20 protein-coding genes are annotated in these 18,135 nt (G+C 67.2%); 11 read left to right on the forward strand and 9 right to left on the reverse strand.

All coding sequences use genetic code 11. The features are described from left to right. Nucleotides 1-6: 6 nt before the first annotated feature. The 7 genes from SLQ31_RS02805 to egtE all read left to right on the forward strand — a co-directional run bounded on the left by SLQ31_RS02805 (nt 7) and on the right by egtE (nt 6,483). The gene (locus SLQ31_RS02805; RefSeq protein ID WP_319429463.1) at nt 7-435 is read left to right on the forward strand and encodes an organic hydroperoxide resistance protein; all 429 of its coding nucleotides are present in this window, start codon (nt 7-9) and stop codon (nt 433-435) included. Between the two features lie 4 nt (nt 436-439). Then, nucleotides 440-1,081 carry a sensor domain-containing protein gene (locus SLQ31_RS02810; RefSeq protein ID WP_319429465.1) on the forward strand — a complete coding sequence of 214 codons (642 nt, stop codon included), beginning with the start codon at nt 440-442 and terminating at the stop codon, nt 1,079-1,081. 66 nt (nt 1,082-1,147) lie between these two features. Further along, a complete protein-coding gene (gene egtA / locus SLQ31_RS02815) occupies nt 1,148-2,437 on the forward strand; it encodes an ergothioneine biosynthesis glutamate--cysteine ligase EgtA (protein WP_319429467.1) in 1,290 nt (429 codons plus the stop codon). Further along, nucleotides 2,434-3,720: an ergothioneine biosynthesis protein EgtB gene (gene egtB / locus SLQ31_RS02820; protein WP_319429469.1), complete on the forward strand. Its 1,287-nt coding sequence runs from the start codon at nt 2,434-2,436 to the stop codon at nt 3,718-3,720. The genes egtA and egtB overlap by 4 nt, the downstream gene beginning before the upstream one ends. Next, nucleotides 3,720-4,409, forward strand: coding sequence for an ergothioneine biosynthesis protein EgtC (gene egtC, locus SLQ31_RS02825; RefSeq protein WP_319429471.1), 690 nt, complete (start codon nt 3,720-3,722; stop codon nt 4,407-4,409). The genes egtB and egtC overlap by 1 nt, the downstream gene beginning before the upstream one ends. Beyond that, nucleotides 4,406-5,371 carry an L-histidine N(alpha)-methyltransferase gene (gene egtD / locus SLQ31_RS02830; RefSeq protein ID WP_319429473.1) on the forward strand — a complete coding sequence of 322 codons (966 nt, stop codon included), beginning with the start codon at nt 4,406-4,408 and terminating at the stop codon, nt 5,369-5,371. The genes egtC and egtD overlap by 4 nt, the downstream gene beginning before the upstream one ends. Continuing rightward, the gene (gene egtE, locus SLQ31_RS02835; RefSeq protein WP_319429474.1) at nt 5,368-6,483 is read left to right on the forward strand and encodes an ergothioneine biosynthesis PLP-dependent enzyme EgtE; all 1,116 of its coding nucleotides are present in this window, start codon (nt 5,368-5,370) and stop codon (nt 6,481-6,483) included. Before egtD ends, egtE begins: the two co-directional genes overlap by 4 nt. A 6-nt stretch (nt 6,484-6,489) precedes the next feature. Here egtE and SLQ31_RS02840 read toward each other — a convergent pair whose 3' ends face one another. Continuing rightward, nucleotides 6,490-7,050 carry a TetR/AcrR family transcriptional regulator gene (locus SLQ31_RS02840; RefSeq protein WP_319429475.1) on the reverse strand — a complete coding sequence of 187 codons (561 nt, stop codon included), beginning with the start codon at nt 7,048-7,050 and terminating at the stop codon, nt 6,490-6,492. A gap of 54 nt (nt 7,051-7,104) precedes the next feature. Between SLQ31_RS02840 and SLQ31_RS02845 the strand changes: the two genes are divergently transcribed. Next, on the forward strand, nt 7,105-7,905 hold the full coding sequence (locus SLQ31_RS02845; RefSeq protein WP_319429476.1) for an alpha/beta hydrolase: 801 nt from the start codon (nt 7,105-7,107) through the stop codon (nt 7,903-7,905). Here SLQ31_RS02845 and SLQ31_RS02850 read toward each other — a convergent pair. The 5 genes from SLQ31_RS02850 to SLQ31_RS02870 all read right to left on the reverse strand — a co-directional run bounded on the left by SLQ31_RS02850 (nt 7,884) and on the right by SLQ31_RS02870 (nt 12,764). Beyond that, nucleotides 7,884-8,819 (reverse strand): TAXI family TRAP transporter solute-binding subunit, encoded by a 936-nt coding sequence (locus tag SLQ31_RS02850; protein ID WP_319429478.1) that lies wholly within the window; start codon nt 8,817-8,819, stop codon nt 7,884-7,886. The genes SLQ31_RS02845 and SLQ31_RS02850 overlap by 22 nt on opposite strands. 193 nt (nt 8,820-9,012) lie before the next feature. Then, nucleotides 9,013-9,708 (reverse strand): GOLPH3/VPS74 family protein, encoded by a 696-nt coding sequence (locus SLQ31_RS02855; protein WP_319429480.1) that lies wholly within the window; start codon nt 9,706-9,708, stop codon nt 9,013-9,015. 80 nt (nt 9,709-9,788) lie between these two features. Further along, complete coding sequence (locus SLQ31_RS02860) at nt 9,789-10,466, reverse strand: class I SAM-dependent methyltransferase (protein ID WP_319429482.1); 678 nt, start codon at nt 10,464-10,466, stop codon at nt 9,789-9,791. Nucleotides 10,467-10,476: 10 nt separating this feature from the next. Beyond that, the gene (locus SLQ31_RS02865) at nt 10,477-11,958 is read right to left on the reverse strand and encodes a glutamate--cysteine ligase (protein ID WP_319429484.1); all 1,482 of its coding nucleotides are present in this window, start codon (nt 11,956-11,958) and stop codon (nt 10,477-10,479) included. Nucleotides 11,959-12,008: 50 nt separating this feature from the next. Further along, complete coding sequence (locus SLQ31_RS02870) at nt 12,009-12,764, reverse strand: class I SAM-dependent methyltransferase (protein ID WP_319429486.1); 756 nt, start codon at nt 12,762-12,764, stop codon at nt 12,009-12,011. A gap of 1 nt (nt 12,765) precedes the next feature. Between SLQ31_RS02870 and glpK the strand changes: the two genes are divergently transcribed. Beyond that, nucleotides 12,766-14,331: a glycerol kinase GlpK gene (gene glpK, locus SLQ31_RS02875; RefSeq protein WP_319429488.1), complete on the forward strand. Its 1,566-nt coding sequence runs from the start codon at nt 12,766-12,768 to the stop codon at nt 14,329-14,331. Nucleotide 14,332: 1 nt separating this feature from the next. On the opposite strand, the gene SLQ31_RS02880 is transcribed toward glpK, so the two are convergent. The 3 genes from SLQ31_RS02880 to SLQ31_RS02890 all read right to left on the reverse strand — a co-directional run bounded on the left by SLQ31_RS02880 (nt 14,333) and on the right by SLQ31_RS02890 (nt 16,038). Further along, nucleotides 14,333-14,608 (reverse strand): hypothetical protein, encoded by a 276-nt coding sequence (locus SLQ31_RS02880; protein WP_319429490.1) that lies wholly within the window; start codon nt 14,606-14,608, stop codon nt 14,333-14,335. 69 nt (nt 14,609-14,677) lie between these two features. Continuing rightward, a complete protein-coding gene (locus SLQ31_RS02885) occupies nt 14,678-15,430 on the reverse strand; it encodes a PadR family transcriptional regulator (protein WP_319429492.1) in 753 nt (250 codons plus the stop codon). An 83-nt stretch (nt 15,431-15,513) separates the two neighbouring features. Continuing rightward, nucleotides 15,514-16,038 (reverse strand): PadR family transcriptional regulator, encoded by a 525-nt coding sequence (locus tag SLQ31_RS02890; RefSeq protein ID WP_319429494.1) that lies wholly within the window; start codon nt 16,036-16,038, stop codon nt 15,514-15,516. Between the two features lie 89 nt (nt 16,039-16,127). Between SLQ31_RS02890 and SLQ31_RS02895 the strand changes: the two genes are divergently transcribed. Both SLQ31_RS02895 and SLQ31_RS02900 read left to right on the forward strand, forming a co-directional pair. Continuing rightward, the gene (locus SLQ31_RS02895) at nt 16,128-17,474 is read left to right on the forward strand and encodes a carotenoid oxygenase family protein (RefSeq protein ID WP_319429496.1); all 1,347 of its coding nucleotides are present in this window, start codon (nt 16,128-16,130) and stop codon (nt 17,472-17,474) included. Nucleotides 17,475-17,567: 93 nt separating this feature from the next. Next, entirely contained in the window at nt 17,568-18,056 is a 489-nt protein-coding gene (locus tag SLQ31_RS02900; protein WP_319429498.1) for a hypothetical protein, read from the forward strand. Nucleotides 18,057-18,135 lie beyond the last annotated feature (79 nt).

The raw sequence follows: 18,135 nt of genomic DNA on the forward strand, positions 1-18,135 counted from the left end.
GACTCCATGAGTATCGATGTCATCTACACCGCGGAGTCGACGGCCAGCGGCGGGGGACGCGAAGGGCATGTGAAGTCTTCGGACAATCGGATCGATCTGGACACCAGGCCGCCGAAGGAGGCGGGTGGCAGCGGCGAGGGCACCAATCCCGAGCAGCTGTTCTCGGCTGGCTACGCGGCCTGTTTCCTGGGCGCTGTGCAGCTGGTGGCCCGCACGGAGAAGATCACACTCGACAGCGCATCGGGCGTCACCGCGCAGGTCGGCTTCGGCAAGGACGGCGACGGTGGGTACGGCATCAACGCCCATCTCATCGGTTACCTTCCGGGCCTGGAGCAGGGGCAGGCCGAGGAGCTGATGAACAAGGCACACCAGGTGTGCCCGTATTCCAAGGCCACCCGCGGCAATATCGACGTCACGCTGACCGCCAAGGTCTGAGTCGATGCGCACTACTGCCACGGCGGCCGCCGTGCTGCTCGCCGGTGTCTGCCTGGCAGCCCCGGCGATGGCTCGTCCGTCGGATCCGGGAGTGGTGTCTTACGCCGTGCTGGGCAAGGGTTCCGTCGGCAACATCGTCGGCGCCCCGATGACCTGGGAAGCGGTCAGCACCGACCCGGTGCAGGCGTACTGGGTCGACCTGCCGGTCTGCAATAACTGGGCCGACGTGGGGCTGCCGGAGGTGTTCTTCGATCCCGACCTCGCGTCGTTCAACAGCGCGGTGACCCAGACGTCGGCGACCGACCAGAACCATCTGGTCAAGCAGGCCATCGGGGTGTTCGCCACCGCCGACGCCGCCAACCGGGCGTTCCACCGCGTGACCGATCGCACCGTCGGCTGCGCCGGCCAGACCACGGCCATGCACCTGGATGACGGCACCACACAGGTGTGGTCGTTCGGCGGTGTCGCGCCAACCGCGACCGACGCGGTCTGGGTCAAACAAGAGGTTGGTACCGATCGGCGGTGCTTCACCCAGACCCGATTGCGGGAGAATGTGCTGCTCCAGGCCAAGGTCTGTCAGCCCGGCAACGGCGGCCCGGCGGTCAATGTGTTGGCCGGTGCGATGCAGAACACACTGGGTCAATAGCAAGGTCACAGAAGTGTCAGGGCGGGATCGAGGAAATTTGTCGGTGCGATCTGGAAGATGGATGTCATGACGTTTGTCGTCACGTCTGAGCCGGGTCGAGCACGCAGCGGCCCGGCCGCCGGCGAGCGCGTTCTGACCAGCGCATCCTCGGCCGCATTGCACATCGCCGGCGCTTCTTTGGAGCACGGCCCGATCGGCCGGGTCGGGCTGGAACTCGAGGCGCACTGCTTCGACCTCACCGATCCGCGTCGTCGGCCGGGTTGGTCGCAGCTCAACGACGTGATCGCGACGGTCGGGCCGCTGCCCGGCGGCAGTGCGGTCACGGTCGAGCCCGGCGGCGCCGTGGAATTGTCCGGTCCACCGGCGGACGGGCCGGTGGCCGCGATCGCTGGGCTGGTCGCCGACCGGGCGGCCTTGCGGGCAACGTTCGCCGAGGCCGGCCTCGGGCTGGCGCTGCTGGGCGCCGACCCGCTGCGCCGCCCGCACCGGGTCAACCCCGGCCCCCGCTATGAAGCCATGGAACGGTTCTTCACCGCCTCGCGCACCGGACGTGCGGGCGCGGCGATGATGACGTCGACCGCCTCGATCCAGGTCAACCTCGACGCCGGTCCCCGCGACGGGTGGGCGGACCGGGTGCGGCTGGCTCATGCGCTGGGCCCGACGATGATCGCGATCGCCGCCAACTCGCCGCTGCTCGCCCGCCGATTCACCGGCTGGGTCTCCAGCCGCCAACGGGTGTGGAGCCAGCTGGACTCCGCACGCTGCGGCCCGATCCTCGGTGCCAGCGGTGACGACCCGTGCACCGACTGGGCCCGCTACGCGCTCAAAGCGCCGGTGATGCTGGTGCACACCCCGGATGCGGTGGCGGTCACCGAGCATGTCCCGTTCGCCGACTGGGCCGACGGGCTGGTGCTCTTGGGTGGCCGCCGACCCACGATCGCCGACCTCGATTACCACCTGACCACGCTGTTCCCGCCGGTGCGCCCGCGGCGCTGGCTGGAGATCCGCTACCTCGATAGCGTGCCCGACGAGCTGTTGCCGGCGGTGGTGTTCCTGATGGTGACGCTGCTCGACGATCCGGTCGCCGCCGGGCTGGCCGCCGAGGCCGTCGAACCGGTCGCGACGGCGTGGGATCTGGCTGCCCGGGTGGGCCTGGCGGACAACCGGATTTTCGAGGCCGCCAACCGCTGTGTGGCTGTGGCCGCCGAGCGCGCGCCCGCGGAATTATCCGAGTCGATGCAGCGGTTGGTGCAGAACGTGGAGAGTGGCCGCTGCCCGGCAGACGATTTCGCCGACCGCGCCGTCAGCAACGGCATCGAGGGCGCCGTGCTGCAAATGGCCAAGGCGACACCGTGATCGGGCGGGAGACCCTGGCCCGCGATCTCGACCGGGCCCGCCAGCGCACCCTGGTACTGACCGACTTCGACGACGCTGAGTTGCATCGCCAGTACAACCCGCTGATGAGTCCGCTGGTGTGGGACCTCGCTCATATCGGGCAGCAGGAGGAGCTGTGGCTGCTGCGCGACGGTGACCCGCACCGGCCCGGCATGCTGCCCGCCAACATCGAAGGCCTCTACGACGCTTTCGTGCACACCCGGGCCAGCCGCGTCGACCTGCCACTGCTGTCACCCGCGGAATCACGGGCCTACTGCCGCCGGGTGCGCGCCGCCGCCCTGGAGGTGCTGGACGCCTTGCCGGACCGCGATGACGACGCTGAGATCGCGTTCCGGTTCGGCCTGGTGATCAGCCACGAGAATCAGCACGACGAGACCATGCTGCAGGCGCTCAACCTGCGCAGCGGCGCCCCGATCCTGGCGCAGCGGACCGCTCTGCCCGGCGGGCGGCCCGGCGTGGCCGGCACCTCAGTGCTGGTGGCCGGCGGCCCGTTCGTCCTCGGTGTCGATGTGCAGGACGAACCGCTGTCGTTGGACAACGAGCGCCCCGCCCATGTGGTCGACGTGCCGGCCTTCCGGATCGGCCGGGTGCCCGTCACCAATGCGGAGTGGCGGCAGTTCATCGACGACGGCGGCTACACCGAGCAGCGCTGGTGGTCGCCGCGCGGCTGGGAGCATCGGATCCAGGCCGACCTGAGCGCCCCCGAATTCTGGAATCGCGACGGAAGTCGGACCCGGTTCGGCCACGTCGAGGAGATCCCCGGCGACGAACCCGTGCAACACGTCAGCTTCTTCGAAGCCGAGGCCTACGCCGCGTGGGCGGGCGCCCGTCTGCCCACCGAGGTGGAGTGGGAGAAGGCCGCCGCCTGGGATCCCGGTGTCGGCGCGCGGCGGCGCTATCCGTGGGGTTTCGACGAGCCGAACCAGCGACTGGCCAACCTCGGCGGCGAGGCGCTACGGCCCGCGCCCGTCGGCGGCTATCCTGCGGCGGCGTCGGCCTATGGCGCCGAGCAGATGCTGGGCGATGTGTGGGAGTGGACCACCTCGCCCTTGCGTCCGTGGCCCGGCTTCACCCCGATGATCTATCAGCGGTATTCGGAGCCGTTCTTCGACGGGGATTACAAGGTGCTGCGCGGCGGTTCGTGGGCGGTCGCGGCCGACACGCTGCGGCCGAGCTTCCGCAACTGGGATCACCCGATCCGGCGGCAGATCTTCTCCGGTGTGCGCCTGGCGTGGGACGTCTGATGTGCCGGCATCTCGGGTGGTTGGGTGAGCCGGTGTCGATCGCCTCCCTGGTCCTCGATCCGCCGAGCGGTCTGCGGGTGCAGTCCTATGCCCCGCGCCGGCAGAAGCATGGACTGATCAACGCCGACGGCTGGGGCGTGGGTTTTGTTGATGACGAGGTGCGCCGGTGGCGCAGCGCGTCACCGCTGTGGGGGGACGTGTCGTTCGCCTCGGTGGCGCCCGCGTTGCGCAGCGGCTGTGTGATCGCCGCAGTGCGCTCCGCGACGGTGGGCATGCCCATCGAGGCCAGCGCGTCGGCACCGTTCAGCGACGGCAGCTGGCTGCTGTCGCACAACGGTGTCGTCGACCGCGGGGTGCTGCCGGTCAGCCGCGTCGCCGAATCGACGGTCGACAGCGCGGTACTGGCCGCGCTGATTTTCGACCGCGGTCTGGAGAACCTCGCCGACACCATCGTCGAGGTCGGCACATCGGATCCAGGCGCGCGGCTGAACATCTTGGCGGCCAACGGATCTCGGCTTGTCGCCACGACATGGGGCGATACCCTGTCGGTGTTGCGCCGCGAGGACGGGGTGGTGCTGGCCAGTGAACCCTATGACGACCATCCCGATTGGCAGGACATTCCCGACCGGCACCTGGTCGAGGTGAGCGGGGGACAGGTGTCGCTGACGCCGCTGAAAGGATCTTCGTGACGTTCACGCTGTCGAACTATCTGGCCGCCGACGCCGCTGCCCAGGCATTGCGCAACGATGTGCTCAACGGGCTGGCGCAGCAGCCGAAGTCATTGCCGCCCAAGTGGTTCTACGACGCAGTCGGCAGTGATCTGTTCGACCAGATCACCCGACTGCCCGAGTACTATCCGACCCGCGCCGAGGCGCAGATACTGCGCGCTCAGTCGCCGGCGATCGCCGCGGCAAGTGGCGCCGACACTCTGGTCGAGCTCGGCAGCGGCACCTCGGAGAAGACCAGGCAGCTGCTGACCGCCCTGCGCGACAACGGATCACTGCGACGCTTCGTGCCCTTCGATGTCGACTCGAGTGTGCTGGAATTGGCGGGCGAGGCATTGGCAACCGAGTACCCCGATCTCGAAATAGATGCCGTTTGCGGCGATTTCGAGGAACACCTGGCGAAGATCCCGACCGGTGGTCGGCGGCTGTTCGTCTTTCTCGGGTCCACCATCGGCAACCTCACGCCCGGCCCGCGCAAGCAGTTCCTGGCCGCGCTGGCCGATGTGCTCGATCCCGGCGACAGCTTGCTGCTGGGCACCGATCTGGTCAAGGACACCGGCCGGCTGGTCCGCGCCTACGACGACAGCGCCGGTGTCACCGCTCGGTTCAACCTCAACGTGCTGGCGGTGGTCAACCGCGAGTTGGACGCCAACTTCGACCTCGAGGCGTTCGAACACGTCGCCCGCTGGAATCCTGACGAGCAGCGCATCGAAATGTGGCTGCGGGCAACGACTCCGCAGCAGGTCAGCGTCGGCGGCCTCGGTTTGCGAGTCGACTTCACGGCCGGTGAGGAGATGCTCACCGAGGTGTCGTGCAAGTTCTGTCCGGATACCGTGACACAGGAACTGGCTGAGGCCGGGCTGCGACGCACCCACTGGTGGACTGATCCGGCAGGCGATTTCGGCTTGTCGCTGGCGGTGAAGTGAGCACACCCGACACGGTGGCGCAGGGCTGGCGCGATGCGCGGCTGCCCCCCGCCGGCGTGCATCTGGACAGTGCCGCGTGTTCGCGCCAGAGCCTGGCGGCGATCGACGCGGCCGCCGCCCACGCCCGTCACGAGTCCGAGGTCGGCGGCTACGTCGCCGCGCAGGCGGCCGCTTCAGTGCTCGACGCGGGCCGCGCCGGTGTCGCGGCGCTGACCGGGATGTCGCCCGACGACGTGGTTTTCACCACCGGATCGGGAAACGCGCTGCAGCTGCTGCTCGGCGTGTGGCCGATGGAGCGCACGGTGGCGGGCCTACCCGGCGAGTACGGGCCCAATCTCGCAGAGTTCGCCTCCCGTGGTTTCACTTGGCGGGCACTGCCGGTCGATGACCTCGGCCGCGTCGATCCCGATGCGGCACGAACGATGCTGGCCGACGATCCGCCGGCGATGGTCCACCTGACCGCGGTCGCCAGCCACCGCGGTGTGGTCCAACCCGTGGCCGCGGTCGCAGCGGTGTGCCGGGAGATCGGCGTGCCGCTGGTCGTGGACGCCGCCCAGGCGTTGGCACACATCGACTGCGTAGCCGACGCCGACGCCGTGTACTCGTCATCGCGCAAGTGGTTGGCCGGCCCGCGCGGAGTCGGCGTGTTGGCTGTGCGTCCGGCGTTGGCCGATCTGCTGCAGTCTCCGGAGTGGGCGGGGTCGCTGTCTGCCCTGCAGTGTCTGGAATTCGGCGAGGCCAATATAGCTGCACGGGTGGGCTTTTCGGTAGCCGTAGGTCTGCATGTGGCGGCCGGTCCGGAGGCGGTGCGGCATCGCTTGGCTGATCTCGGGCGGCTCGTCCGCACACTCCTTGCCGACGTTCCCGGCTGGCGGGTGGTGGAACCCGTCGACGAACCGACCGCAATCACCACGTTGGCGCCCACTGACGGCGCGGACCCCGCGCAGGCGCGGGCCCGGCTGATCGCGGAGCACGGCATCGTGACGACCGCAGCCGGCATTGAGCGGGCACCGCTGGAGATGACGACGCCGGTCCTGCGGGTCGCGCCGCACATCGACGCCTACACCGAGGACATCGAGGCGTTCGTCACCGCGCTGCGCGCCGTAACCTGAGGCGGCTCAGCGGATGAACTCCGCCAGCGCCGTACGCACCGACTGCATCGCGGATCCGGCTCCGAGTTCGATCAGTGCCGCCTCGGCGGTCATCGCAGCCAGTAATTGCGCGCTCTCCAAGGGATGCTGGCGGCCCAGGGCGTCGAAGTCTGGTTTGAATTTCCGGGCGAAATCAGCATTGCGTCGGGTGATCTCCTGCGCCACAGCGGGTTCCGCACGTGCCTCGAGCAACAACGCTCGGATGCCGCGTTGCTGCAGGCACATGTCGAGGTAGGCGTGAGCCCCGGTTATCAGTCGTTCGCGGCCCGGTGGCAGATCGACCAGCGCCTGCTCGATCTGCTCGGCGATGCGATCGTGAAACTCGCGGTGCAGGGCCAGTAAGTAGCTCGCTCGATCGCCGAAATGGTGGAAGAAGCTGCCCTTCGACACACCGGCTTCATCGACCAGGAGGTTCACGCTCAGCCCGGTGAGCCCCGTGCGCTCGGCAAGGCGAAGCCCCGACTCGATCAACTTGGTCCGGGTCGCCGCGGCGGCGGCCTTGCGGCTGACTGCCTGTTGTGGTGACACAGATCTGAGGATAGCATTTGTTGACCGACCGGTCGGTCAATGAAAGGACGAATGATGCCTACAGTCGAAACCCGGGTCGGCCCGGTGGCTTACTCCGATGAGGGCACCGGACCCGTTGTGGTCTTGCTGCATGCCGTGCTGCACGACCGCCACGACTTCGATGCGATCACGCCCGACCTGGTCCGCCGCTATCGGGTGATCGCCGTCGACTGGCCAGGACACGGTGAATCACCGACTCCTTCGGGCACTCCGAGTGCGGCCCTCTATGCCGATGTCCTCGAAGACCTGGTGGCCGCGCTGGATCTCCCGCCGGCGGTGTTCGTCGGAAGCTCGGTGGGTGGTTATTGCGCGTCGCGGCTGGCCATCACGGATCCCGCGCGGGTTGCCGGTCTGGTGCTGGTCGACACCGGCGGATTCCTCGGGGGACCGCTAGCCAACGCGTACTGCCGACTACTCGGGACGCCGGCGGTGATGCGCAGGGTCCTTCCCCGTTTCGTTCGCAGCTACCTGCGGGCGCAGAGCGACAACGATGACGCCGTCCTGCGCCGCGTCACCGCCCGCGCCCGCACTTCCGAGGGAGTCGCGCTCACTGCCGCGGTGTGGCGCAGCTTCGCCGCCCCGGACGCCGATCTGCGTGGCCGCGCGGAGCGCATCAGCGCGCCCACCCTGATCGTCTGGGGGGCACACGACACCGCGATCCCGCTGCGACTCGGCCGGGCCACCCAGCGCGCTATTGCCGGCTCGCGTCTGGAAGTGCAAGCCAGCGGCCATCTACCGTTCTCGTCACAACCCCGGGAATTCCTTGCGGTGCTCGCACCGTTCCTGCGTGAGATTCAGCCGTGCAGTTCCCGGTAGGCGGCGATGGCGCCGGAATGCAGTGGAATGAAGCCGGTTTGGACCATTGAGGGGGTGTCGAGGTATTGCAGCCCACGGACATAGGGCGGCACCAGACGCTCTGCGTCACTGGCCAGGGTGACCACCATCGCGCTGACCAGTTCGGTGGGAATGGTCTGGCGGCACAGCAATAGGTTCGCCACACCAATCGAGCGAATACCCGGTGGTACGTAGTTGCATGTCGGAACGGGGCGAAGCACGTACGGATAGCCGGACAGATCGCTCATCCGCCGCGCCAATCCGCTGATGTCGATGATCCGCAACGGTCGCACGCTATCCAGCTCGGCGATCGCCGGGGTGGGAACCCCACCCGACCACACCAGTGCGGCGATATTGTTCTCGGCCAGGTGGGCCAACGCATCCCTGAGACGGTAGGCCAACAGCTCCACCCTGCCGTCGAGTTCGGCCGCCGCGATGAGCACTCGGCTGGTCGCGGAGGCGCCGGAGCCATCCGGCCCGATGGAGATACGGGCGCCCTTCAGATCTGAAACATGCTGTACGGCAGCAGAATCAGGGACGATGACTTGGAGGTAGTTTTCGTAGACGCGGGCCACCGCCGACGGCGCTGTTGCCGTGGGCCCGGTGGCGCGATCACGTTCGGCGACATCGGCGAGCGCGAGGCCCATGTCCGCCTTGCCGGATCGGAGCAGGGCCAGGTTTTCCACGCTGCCCTCGGTAGGGACGACTTCGACGTCGATACTGGGATATCGGCGGTGGATCTGTTCGGCGAGGATCTCGGAGAACGCCAGATATAACCCGCCCGGACCACCGGCGGCCAAGCGGATATGGCCACTGGGTTCGCTTTTGAGGCAGCCGTTGGCGACCGCCGCCGCCCCGAGAATGAAGGTGCGACGGGTCAGGGTCGGGATGTTCACGCGGCCTCGTCCCCCCCGGCCAGGCGGAAGCGCACCAGAAGGCCACCTTCGGGCGCCTTCCCCAACGCGATGGTGCCGCCATGACCCGCGGTGATCTCCGCCGCAATGGCAAGTCCGAGACCCGTTCCGGCGATGTCCTTTTGGCCCCGTGGCCAGCGCGGCGTCCACTCGTGCCATCCGGCGGTCGTGCCGCCTAGCCACCGCAGCCTCCACAACCCCCGCAGCCGCCACACCCAGAGTGGTTGCTGCCGTTGCTGTTTGCGTTCAACTCGGCGTAGACGGCCTCGACCGCCTGATGCACCCCAACAATCGGGACCACCGCCGCCAGTGCGAGCTCATGCAGCTTTTCGCGGCTCTCCGTGGTTTCCTCTTTGCTCAGCAGCGGCAGTTCGCCCAGGGCGGCGAGCAGGCCGAGCGTCAGTGCGCGTGGCTCGGCGGGCCGGCCTGCGGCCGCATCGCGTACGGCCTGGATCGCGCGGTCCGCGAGACTGGCGGCCGCATTCTCGTCCGCCACGCCGAAGCGAAGGGTCGGGATGACGCCCAGCCGGTGACGTCGCTGTGGGCCAACCCAGCCGTACTGCTCCAACTGTTGGCGCACAAGCGCGTAGGTGTCCTGCTGGTCGATCACAACCAGCAGGGACCAGGACCTCGGGTCGTCATCGTCGATAGTTTCGAGGGCGGTCCGCAACACCGGATCGGCAGGCAGGCGACCCGTGTGCTGGGCCATCCCGTCGGCGTCTCGCAGATGACCACAGAGCAAGAGTTCGGTCAGTATGGCGCCGCGCAACGCGTAGCCGAGCAGCCACAACTTGCCGAAGTCGAAACGGTGCCGCCTACGGTCGTAGGCCAGCAGGTAAAGCTGTCCGTAGAGGGTGCGCGGTAGGTCCATGGCCGATCATGCGAACAACCCCGTCGGCCGCGGAAGTGCAACGAGCAGGATTGCGCTATTCCCTAGCGCAATCCACAGATTCAGGCCTCGTTGTGTGCGCTGAGCAGGAAGGCAGGCAGCTTCGTCCGGCCCTTGTCGTCGAGGCCGAATGGTGCGGCGGCCGCAGGAACATCGGGTATCTCGGGCTGGTACGCGTGGATGTACGCCGGCCGGATGTCGTCGATCACGAAGTGCTTGGACACCGCGGACCGCAGCTCGTCTTCGTCGACCTCGTTGGGCGTGGCCTCAAGGTGCGGTGGGAAGGCGCCCTTGGCAAAGACCAGCACGTACAGCTTTGCGCCCGGTGCGGCCGCACGGTGGATCGAAGACAGATAGGCGTCCCGTGCCTCGACCGGCAACGAATGGAACAGTGTGCTGTCGACGATGGTGTCGAAGCGGCCGTCGTAGCCGGTGAACGAGGTGATATCGGCGCACAGATACGTCGCGCTGCTCAGGCCGCGTTCTTCTGCGGCTTTGGCCGCTGCGGCGATGGCTGTCGGTGAGAGGTCGATGCCGACGACGGTGCTGCCTGCAGCGGCGAGCGTCAAGGACAACTCGGCGTGCCCGCACCCGGCGTCGAGCACGACGCCGGTGAGCTTGCCGTCCCGGATCAGTGCTGCCAACTCGGGTTGCGGCTCGCCGATGTTCCACGGCGGAGGGCCGGGGAAGCCGCCTTCCTCCCGGTAGATGCTGTCCCAGTCCATCAGTTCAGAATCCATGCCCGCCAACCTACTCCGCGATCACGTCCCAGGTGTGGACAGGTTCGTTGCTGTGCATCAGCTCGCAGTACCTGCGCAGCATCTCGGCCAGCGCCTGCGGGCGCGCCATACCGTCGCGCTGCAGCGCCTGCACCGTCGCGACCTGCCAAGCCGATCCGTTGCGGCCGGTCTTGGCCCGGCCCTCGATCACCCCGAGATAGCGGTCGCGCACCTCGGTGGCCACCCCCCAGCGCCGCAGGCCCTCATCGGCCATCGGCAGCAGCGTGCGCAGCACGAGTTCGTCGGGGGTGATCTCACCCAGGCCGGGCCAGTACAGCCGGGCATCCATCCCGTGCCGGGCGGACTCGATGAAATTGTCATGTGCTGCAGTGAAACTCATCTTCGTCCATACCGGGCGGTCCTCTTCGGACAGCACCCGCAACGCGCCGTAGTAGAACGCCGAATTGGCCATCATGTCGACGACCGTCGGGCCGGCGGGCAACACCCGGTTCTCCACCCGCAGATGTGGCCGGCCGTCCACGACGTCGTAGACCGGCCGGTTCCAGCGGTACACCGTCCCGTTGTGCAGGCGGAGTTCGGGCAGCTGCGGGGTGCGGCCGGCGGCCAGCTCGGCGACCGGGTCCTCGTCGGACAGCTCGGGTAGCAGGGAGGGGAAGTAGCGGACGTTCTCTTCGAACAGGTCGAAGATCGACGTGATCCAGCGCTCCCCGAACCACACTCGCGGCCGTACCCCCTGGGACTTGAGCTCGTCGGGGCGGGTGTCGGTGGCCTGCGCGAACAGCTCGATGCGCGTCTCGGCCCACAACTGGTGGCCGAAGAAATACGGTGAGTTCGCGCCGAGCGCCAATTGCGGGCCGGCCAGCACCTGGGCCGCGTTCCAGTTGGCGGCGAAGTCGGCCGGCGAGACCTGCAGATGCAATTGCATACTGGTGCAGGCGGATTCGGGGGCGATATCCTCCGCATGCAGGCTCAGCCGCTCGGGCCCGGTGATGTCGATGAGGATGTCCTCGCCGCGGGCGGTGAAGATCGAGTCGTTGAGCGCCTGGTAGCGCAGGGACGGGCTCATCCAGCTGCCGACCAGATGCTGCGGCATCAGCGTCGGCAGGATGCCGATCATCACGATGTGCGCATCATCGGTGTTGGCCTTGGTCTCGGCGGCGTTCAGACTGGCGCGCACCTCGTTCTCCAGTTCCAGCGCGGTGCGGCCGGGTAGCGGGCGCGGCGGAACGTTGAATTCGATGTTGTAGGCGCCCAATTCGGTCTGGTACGCCGGATCCGCGATGGCCGCCAGCACTTCCTGGTTGGACATCGCCGGCTGGTAGTCACCGGTGACCAGGTTGCACTCGATCTCCATGCCGGTCAGCGGGCGGTCGAACTCGAAACTGGACTGCGCCAGCATGGTTTCGAACACGTCGAGGCACAACTGCACCTTGCGCCGGTACTGCTGCCGATGCGCCCGGTTGAAGCTGGTGTGCTTGACCTCTTCCCCCACCGGGTCGATGCAACCCGTTCAGCGCGTGCTGCGCAAGCGAATCGGCCAGATCAGGCGCCCCGCCGGGCCACCAGCACCTGGCGGTCGAACGGGTTGGTGCTGACGTCGACGTCGAGACCGGCGTGTGCAGCAAGCGCGCGCAGCGCCGAAGGGCTGTAGGAACGCAGCGAGCTGATCAGCCCATCGTGGGCAAAGGGCCACCACACCAACGGCGCCATCACCGTCAGCTTGGCGATGTGCAGCAGCGACGGCATCCGGGGCAGGTCGATGACCAGCATCTTGCGGGCCACCCGGGTGCCCTCGGCGAGGACCTGCTTGGCCTGCGTGGGCGCAAGGTGATGAAACGACAGTGCGAAGACGGCGAGGTCGAACGCGCCGTCGGCGGCGTCGATCGCACGCGCGTCGATCAGGCCGACGGCTGCGCGAGGGTGGTCACCGAGATCGGAAGCTGCCATTGCCGCTACTGACTCGGGGTTGACGTCGGAGACGGTGACGTGGGCGGTGGGATGTTGTTCGAGCACTGTGCGCGACAGCGCGCCGTGGCCCGCACCGAGTTCGAGGATCGTGGGATCGGCGATGTCGGCGACTTCGCGCAGTACCAGCTCGGCGTTGCGGTCATGCTCGCGAAACAGGGTGCCGACCCGGTCCAGTGCCGTCACGATGCCGCGCTTGACGTCGTCGTCGATGTCGTCGCGGTCGAGGTATTCCGGACAGTCGGTCTCCAGCAGGCGATCCAGCCAGGAGGCGTCCGGGCCGCCGCGGGGCATGTCGGCGATGTCGGTGATCTCGGATGCCATGTAGGCCATCATGGACGAAAGGGCCGCTGCATCGGCAGCGCAGCACGTCAGAGGAGCACCGTTGGCCGACTTTGTCGCCTCGATTGACCAGGGCACCACCAGTACCCGCTGCATGATCTTCGATCACAACGGCGCCGAGGTCGGCAGGCACCAGCTCGAACACGAGCAGATTCTGCCGCAGTCCGGGTGGGTCGAGCACAACCCGGTGGAGATCTGGGAGCGCACCCAGACGGTGGTGAAGTCGGCGCTGAACACCACGAAGCTGACCGCCGGTGACCTTGCGGCATTGGGCATCACCAATCAGCGGGAGACCACGCTGGTCTGGAACCGGAAAACGGGCAGGCCGTACTACAACGCGATCGTCTGGCAGGACACCCGCACCGACCGCATCGCGGCCGCGCTGGATCGTGACGGTCGCGGGGACATCATCCGGCGCAAGGCCGGGCTGCCCCCGGCGACCTACTTCTCCGGCGGCAAGCTGCAGTGGATCCTGGACAACGTCGACGGGGTGCGCGCCGACGCCGAACGCGGTGATGCATTGTTCGGCACGCCCGACACCTGGGTGCTGTGGAACCTGACCGGGGGAACGAAGGGTGGCGTGCACATCACCGACGTGACCAACGCCAGCCGCACCATGCTGATGAATCTGGAGACCCTGGACTGGGACGACGAACTGTTGGGGCTCTTCGGGATTCCGCGTGCGATGCTGCCCGAGATCCGGCCGTCGTCGTCGCCCGAACCCTACGGAACGACGCTGGCGGGCGGCCCGGTCGGTGGCGAGGTGCCGCTGACGGCCAGCCTCGGCGATCAGCAGGCCGCGATGGTGGGCCAGGTATGTCTGGCTCCCGGGGAGGCCAAGAACACCTACGGCACCGGCAACTTCTTGCTGCTCAACACCGGCGAGAAGATCGTGCGAAGCGAGAACGGGCTGCTGACCACGGTGTGCTACCAGTTCGGAGATGCCAAACCCGTTTACGCCCTTGAGGGTTCGATCGCAGTCACCGGCTCGGCCGTGCAGTGGTTGCGCGATCAGCTGGGCATCATCAGCGGCGCCTCGCAGAGCGAGACGCTGGCTGCGCAGGTCGAGGACAACGGCGGGGTCTACTTCGTGCCGGCGTTCTCCGGATTGTTTGCGCCGTATTGGCGCTCGGATGCGCGCGGGGCGATCGTCGGACTGTCCCGCTACAACTCCAATGCCCATGTGGCTCGGGCGACGTTGGAGGCGATCTGCTACCAGAGCCGCGATGTCGTCGATGCGATGGAAGCGGATTCCGGTGTGCACCTTGAGGTTCTGAAGGTCGACGGCGGTGTCACCCAAAACGAATTGTGCATGCAGATCCAGGCCGATGTGCTCGGGGTGGACGTGGTGCGTCCGGTGGTCGCCGAGACGACGGCACTGGGGGCGGCTTACGCTGCGGGGCTGGCGGTCGGCTTCTGGGCGGATCCCGATGACCTGCGGGCGAATTGGCAGGAGGACCGCCGGTGGTCACCGGCGTGGAACGACGAACAGCGCCAGACCGGCTATGCCGGCTGGCGCAAGGCCGTCCAGCGCACGCTGGACTGGGTCGAGGTCTAGGTCAGGCGTTGCGGCCCAATCGGTACATGAAGCCGGCCAGCCCGACGGCGCACAATGCGCCAGCGGCGCAGATGACGATGGCGTACAGCGGGCCACCGGTTGTCGCCCAGTAGATTACGTAGGCGACAAGGAGAACGGCGCAGATAATGTTGCCTATGATTCCGGCGCGCCGCTGGCCGGGATTGACTCCCTGGCCACGCCGCGCCGCGAGAGCGACGGTGATGCAGATGATGATTGCGGCGAGTACGACGGCGGCAATCTGGGGTAACCCGGTCACGCGGTCAGACTAAGACTTGGGCGCGGTTTCGTGCGCTGTACGCCCGAAACCGCGCCCAAGCCAGAGCGTTTACTCTGATTCGCCGAGGATCTGATAGATCTCGCGACGCGCATTGTTGACGATGTCGATGATGCGCTGCTGCTGCTCGGCATTGGCAGCGAAAGCGGCTTGCCGTACGGCGCCGAACAACTGTCCGACGGCGGCACGGATGTTGACTTGCCCGGGGTCAGCGCCTTCAGTGATCTCGTCCCACGGAGCGGTCTCGATCTTGTCGGCGGCGGCACGGCCTTCGTCGGTCAGCTCGAAAAGTTTCTTGCTGCCTTCGGATTCCGTTGCCACCAGCAGACCTTCGTCAACCAGGAGCTGCAGGGTCGGGTAGATCGAGCCGGGGCTCGGCTTCCACAGATCCTGGGTGCGCTCGGCGATCTCCTGGATCATCTCGTAGCCGTGCATGGGCCGTTCGGCCAGCAGTTTGAGGATCGCGGCTCGCACGTCGCCGCGCTTACCGCGGCTGCGGCTGTGTCCGCGGCGACCGCCGCGTCCACCGGGACCGAAGCCACCGGGACCGAAGCCGCCGGGGCCGAAACCTGGGCCGAAGCCCGGACCGAATCCGCCACGCGGGCCGAAGGGGGGACCGTCGTGGTGCTCGCCGTGCTCGCGGAGCTGCTCGCGCAACTGGTCGCGGTGCTCACGCAACTGGTCGCGACGACCGCGGCGGTGACCGCGACCCGCGGGGGCAAAGCCGAAGCCGGGACCGAAGCCGGGGCCGAAGCCTGGGCGACCCATGTCAGGGCCGCCGAACTGGGGAAATGGGGTGTTCATGAAAGTTCTCGTTTCTGGTCTGGAAACGCCGAATGCGTTTCCGATACGTTGACGATATATCGGAAACTATCGGGATGCAACGGTCAATCTGACTTTTTTTCGATTTCCCTGATCAGCCAGCGGGCCCAGTCGGCCTCCATTGCTTCGGCGCGCAGCCCGAACTCCAGGGCCGCGCGCCCGTAGAAACCGGCGGGGTTGTCATCCCAGTCGATGGCGTCGCGCAGCTGCTCGTAGCGGTTGAGCTCGGTTTCGGCATGCTCGGCCACCGCCAGGACATAGGCCCTGGCCTGCTCGGTTGTCATCTCGCTGAGCAGGAACACGCGCAGCAGTTCGGCGCTGCGGTAGGGCGGGTCGTTCTGTGGGTTGGTCATCCAGCGCAGCAGGTCTTGGCGGCCGGCATCGGTGACGCGATACTCCTTACGACCGCGCGGACCGAGGTCGCTGACCTCGATCAGGCCCGCGTTGGCCAGCTTGTTGAGCTCGCCGTAGAGCTGGCTCTGGGTCGCGGGCCAGACGTTGGCCATCGAAATTTCGAACCGTTTGAGCAGGTCGTACCCGCTGCCGGGCTGTTGGGCCAAAAGGCCCAGCGCCGCGTACCGAAGACTCACCCGCTCATCGTAGGGCTCGACATGTCAGTTGTGGAGTATCTGACGGTTCACTATTGACATGTCATCAGTGGACTGTCAGAGTGGTCGACATGACGGAGATCACTACCGATTCAGCCAACTTGCCCACCGAGGGGCAGTTCTTCCAGCGCGGCAACTACGCGCCGGTGCCGGACGAACTCGCCGAAAACGACCTGCCCGTCGAGGGCACCATCCCGCCCGAGCTCGACGGCTGGTACCTGCGCAACGGGCCGAACCCGCGCGAGGCCACCGGCCACTGGTTCACCGGCGACGGGATGATCCACGGCGTTCGCATCGAGGGCGGCGCGGCCAAGTGGTACCGCAACCGCTGGGTGCGCACCGACAGCTTCATCGACCCGTTCCCGCTCTACCGCGAGGACGGAACACGTGATTTGCGGGCCGCGGTGGCCAACACCCACGTCGTCAACCACGCCGGCAAGACGTTGGCGCTGGTCGAGTCGTCACTGCCGTACGAGATCACCAATGAGCTGGAAACGGTCGGCTGCTACGACTTCGGCGGCAAGCTGGTCGACTCGATGACCGCTCACCCCAAGATCTGCCCGACCACCGGCGAGCTGCATTTCTTCGGCTACGGCAGCATCTTCGCCCCGCACGTCACCTATCACCGCGCCGATGCCAACGGCGAGCTGATCATCAATCGTCCGGTTGACGTCAAGGCGCTGACGATGATGCACGACTTCGCCCTGACCGCGCAGCACGTCATCTTCATGGACCTGCCGATCGTGTTCAACCTCGACGTCGCTATCAAGGGCGAGGGCGATATGCCCTACCGGTGGGACGACAACTACGGCGCCCGGCTGGGTGTGCTTCGGCGTGACGACCCGTTCGGCGAGATCCGCTGGTTCGAGATCGACCCGTGCTACGTCTTCCACGTCGCCAATGCTCACGAAACACCTGACGGTAAATCCATTGTGCTGCAAGCAGTTCGGTATGCCGAGTTGTGGCGCGACAACGGCGGCTTCGACGCCAACGCGGTGTTGTGGAGCTGGACCATCGACCTGCAGAACGGCACCGTCAGCGAGCGCCAGCTCGACGACCGGTCGGTGGAGTTCCCGCGGATCGACGACCGGCTGGCCGGTCTGCCCGCCCGCTACTCGGTCTCGGTCGGCGACGCCAGCCTGGTGCGCCACGACCTGAACACCGGCAGTGCGGTCGAACACCACTTCGCCACGGGCGTGGTGCCGGGTGGGCCGGGGGAGGCGGTCTTCGTGCCGTCCGCGTCGGGACCCGCTGACGAGAGCAACGGCTGGTACATGGCGTACGTGTACGACGCTGCGCGCGACGGCAGCGATCTGGTGATCCTGGACGCCTCCGACTTCGCCGGTAAGCCGGTCGCCCGGATCCAGCTGCCGCGCCGCGTTCCCTACGGCTTCCACGGCAACTGGATTCCCGCCTAGGCAGACGAGCCGCTTTGAGGATCCATTGAGGTCAAAGTTGGAACCTTGTCTCAACGAGCCAACCAGGGCTCAGAGATAGGGAGTCACCAAGACATGAGCATCATCGCCGCCACCAAGAAGATCGCCGCCTCGACCGTCATCGCCGCCTCGCTGGGTTTGGGTGGCCTCGCCCTGGCCAGCGGTATTGCGGCCGCGGCACCGGCAGACCACGCGGGTTCGGAGTCGGGTGCCCCGACGAAGTCCGAAGTCCACGCCCATGTCATCCCCGGGTTTGTGCCGAAGCCGGTCACCGGTGGCGACGACGACGTAGTCCACGCCCATGTCATCCCCGGGTTTGTGCCGAAGCCGGTCACCGGCTCTGAGGATGCGGTGATTCCTGCTCACCTGATCCCCGGGTTTGTGCCGAAGCCGGTCACCGAGGATCCGGTGATTCCTGCTCACCTGATTCCGGGCTTCACACCGGCGCCGATCGAGACCACCACGTCCCGCCCGGCCCTCGGCGGGCGGTGGGACACCCCCGGCTATGACTCCAGCTCCTGCACCGCGAGCCGCGTCGCCTGCCAGGAGTTAATTGATGAATAAAGACATGAACGACTGACGGGCAGTTCGGCCCGCCTCCAGAAACGTGGGGGCGGGCCGAATACGTGTCGGCAACTGGATT

The sequence above is a fragment of the Mycobacterium sp. RTGN5 genome, assembly GCF_033804465.1.
Taxonomy (GTDB): domain Bacteria; phylum Actinomycetota; class Actinomycetes; order Mycobacteriales; family Mycobacteriaceae; genus Mycobacterium.

Coding starts and splice junctions, on each gene's coding strand:
- SLQ31_RS02895 (WP_319429496.1), top strand. CDS start 16,128: ATGACGGAGATCACTACCGATTCAGCCAACTTGCCCACCGAGGGGCAG.
- SLQ31_RS02885 (WP_319429492.1), bottom strand. CDS start 15,430: ATGAACACCCCATTTCCCCAGTTCGGCGGCCCTGACATGGGTCGCCCA.
- SLQ31_RS02845 (WP_319429476.1), top strand. CDS start 7,105: ATGCCTACAGTCGAAACCCGGGTCGGCCCGGTGGCTTACTCCGATGAG.
- glpK (WP_319429488.1), top strand. CDS start 12,766: ATGGACGAAAGGGCCGCTGCATCGGCAGCGCAGCACGTCAGAGGAGCA.
- SLQ31_RS02900 (WP_319429498.1), top strand. CDS start 17,568: ATGAGCATCATCGCCGCCACCAAGAAGATCGCCGCCTCGACCGTCATC.
- SLQ31_RS02855 (WP_319429480.1), bottom strand. CDS start 9,708: ATGGACCTACCGCGCACCCTCTACGGACAGCTTTACCTGCTGGCCTAC.
- SLQ31_RS02810 (WP_319429465.1), top strand. CDS start 440: ATGCGCACTACTGCCACGGCGGCCGCCGTGCTGCTCGCCGGTGTCTGC.
- SLQ31_RS02860 (WP_319429482.1), bottom strand. CDS start 10,466: ATGGATTCTGAACTGATGGACTGGGACAGCATCTACCGGGAGGAAGGC.
- egtA (WP_319429467.1), top strand. CDS start 1,148: ATGACGTTTGTCGTCACGTCTGAGCCGGGTCGAGCACGCAGCGGCCCG.
- SLQ31_RS02805 (WP_319429463.1), top strand. CDS start 7: ATGAGTATCGATGTCATCTACACCGCGGAGTCGACGGCCAGCGGCGGG.
- SLQ31_RS02870 (WP_319429486.1), bottom strand. CDS start 12,764: ATGGCCTACATGGCATCCGAGATCACCGACATCGCCGACATGCCCCGC.
- egtC (WP_319429471.1), top strand. CDS start 3,720: ATGTGCCGGCATCTCGGGTGGTTGGGTGAGCCGGTGTCGATCGCCTCC.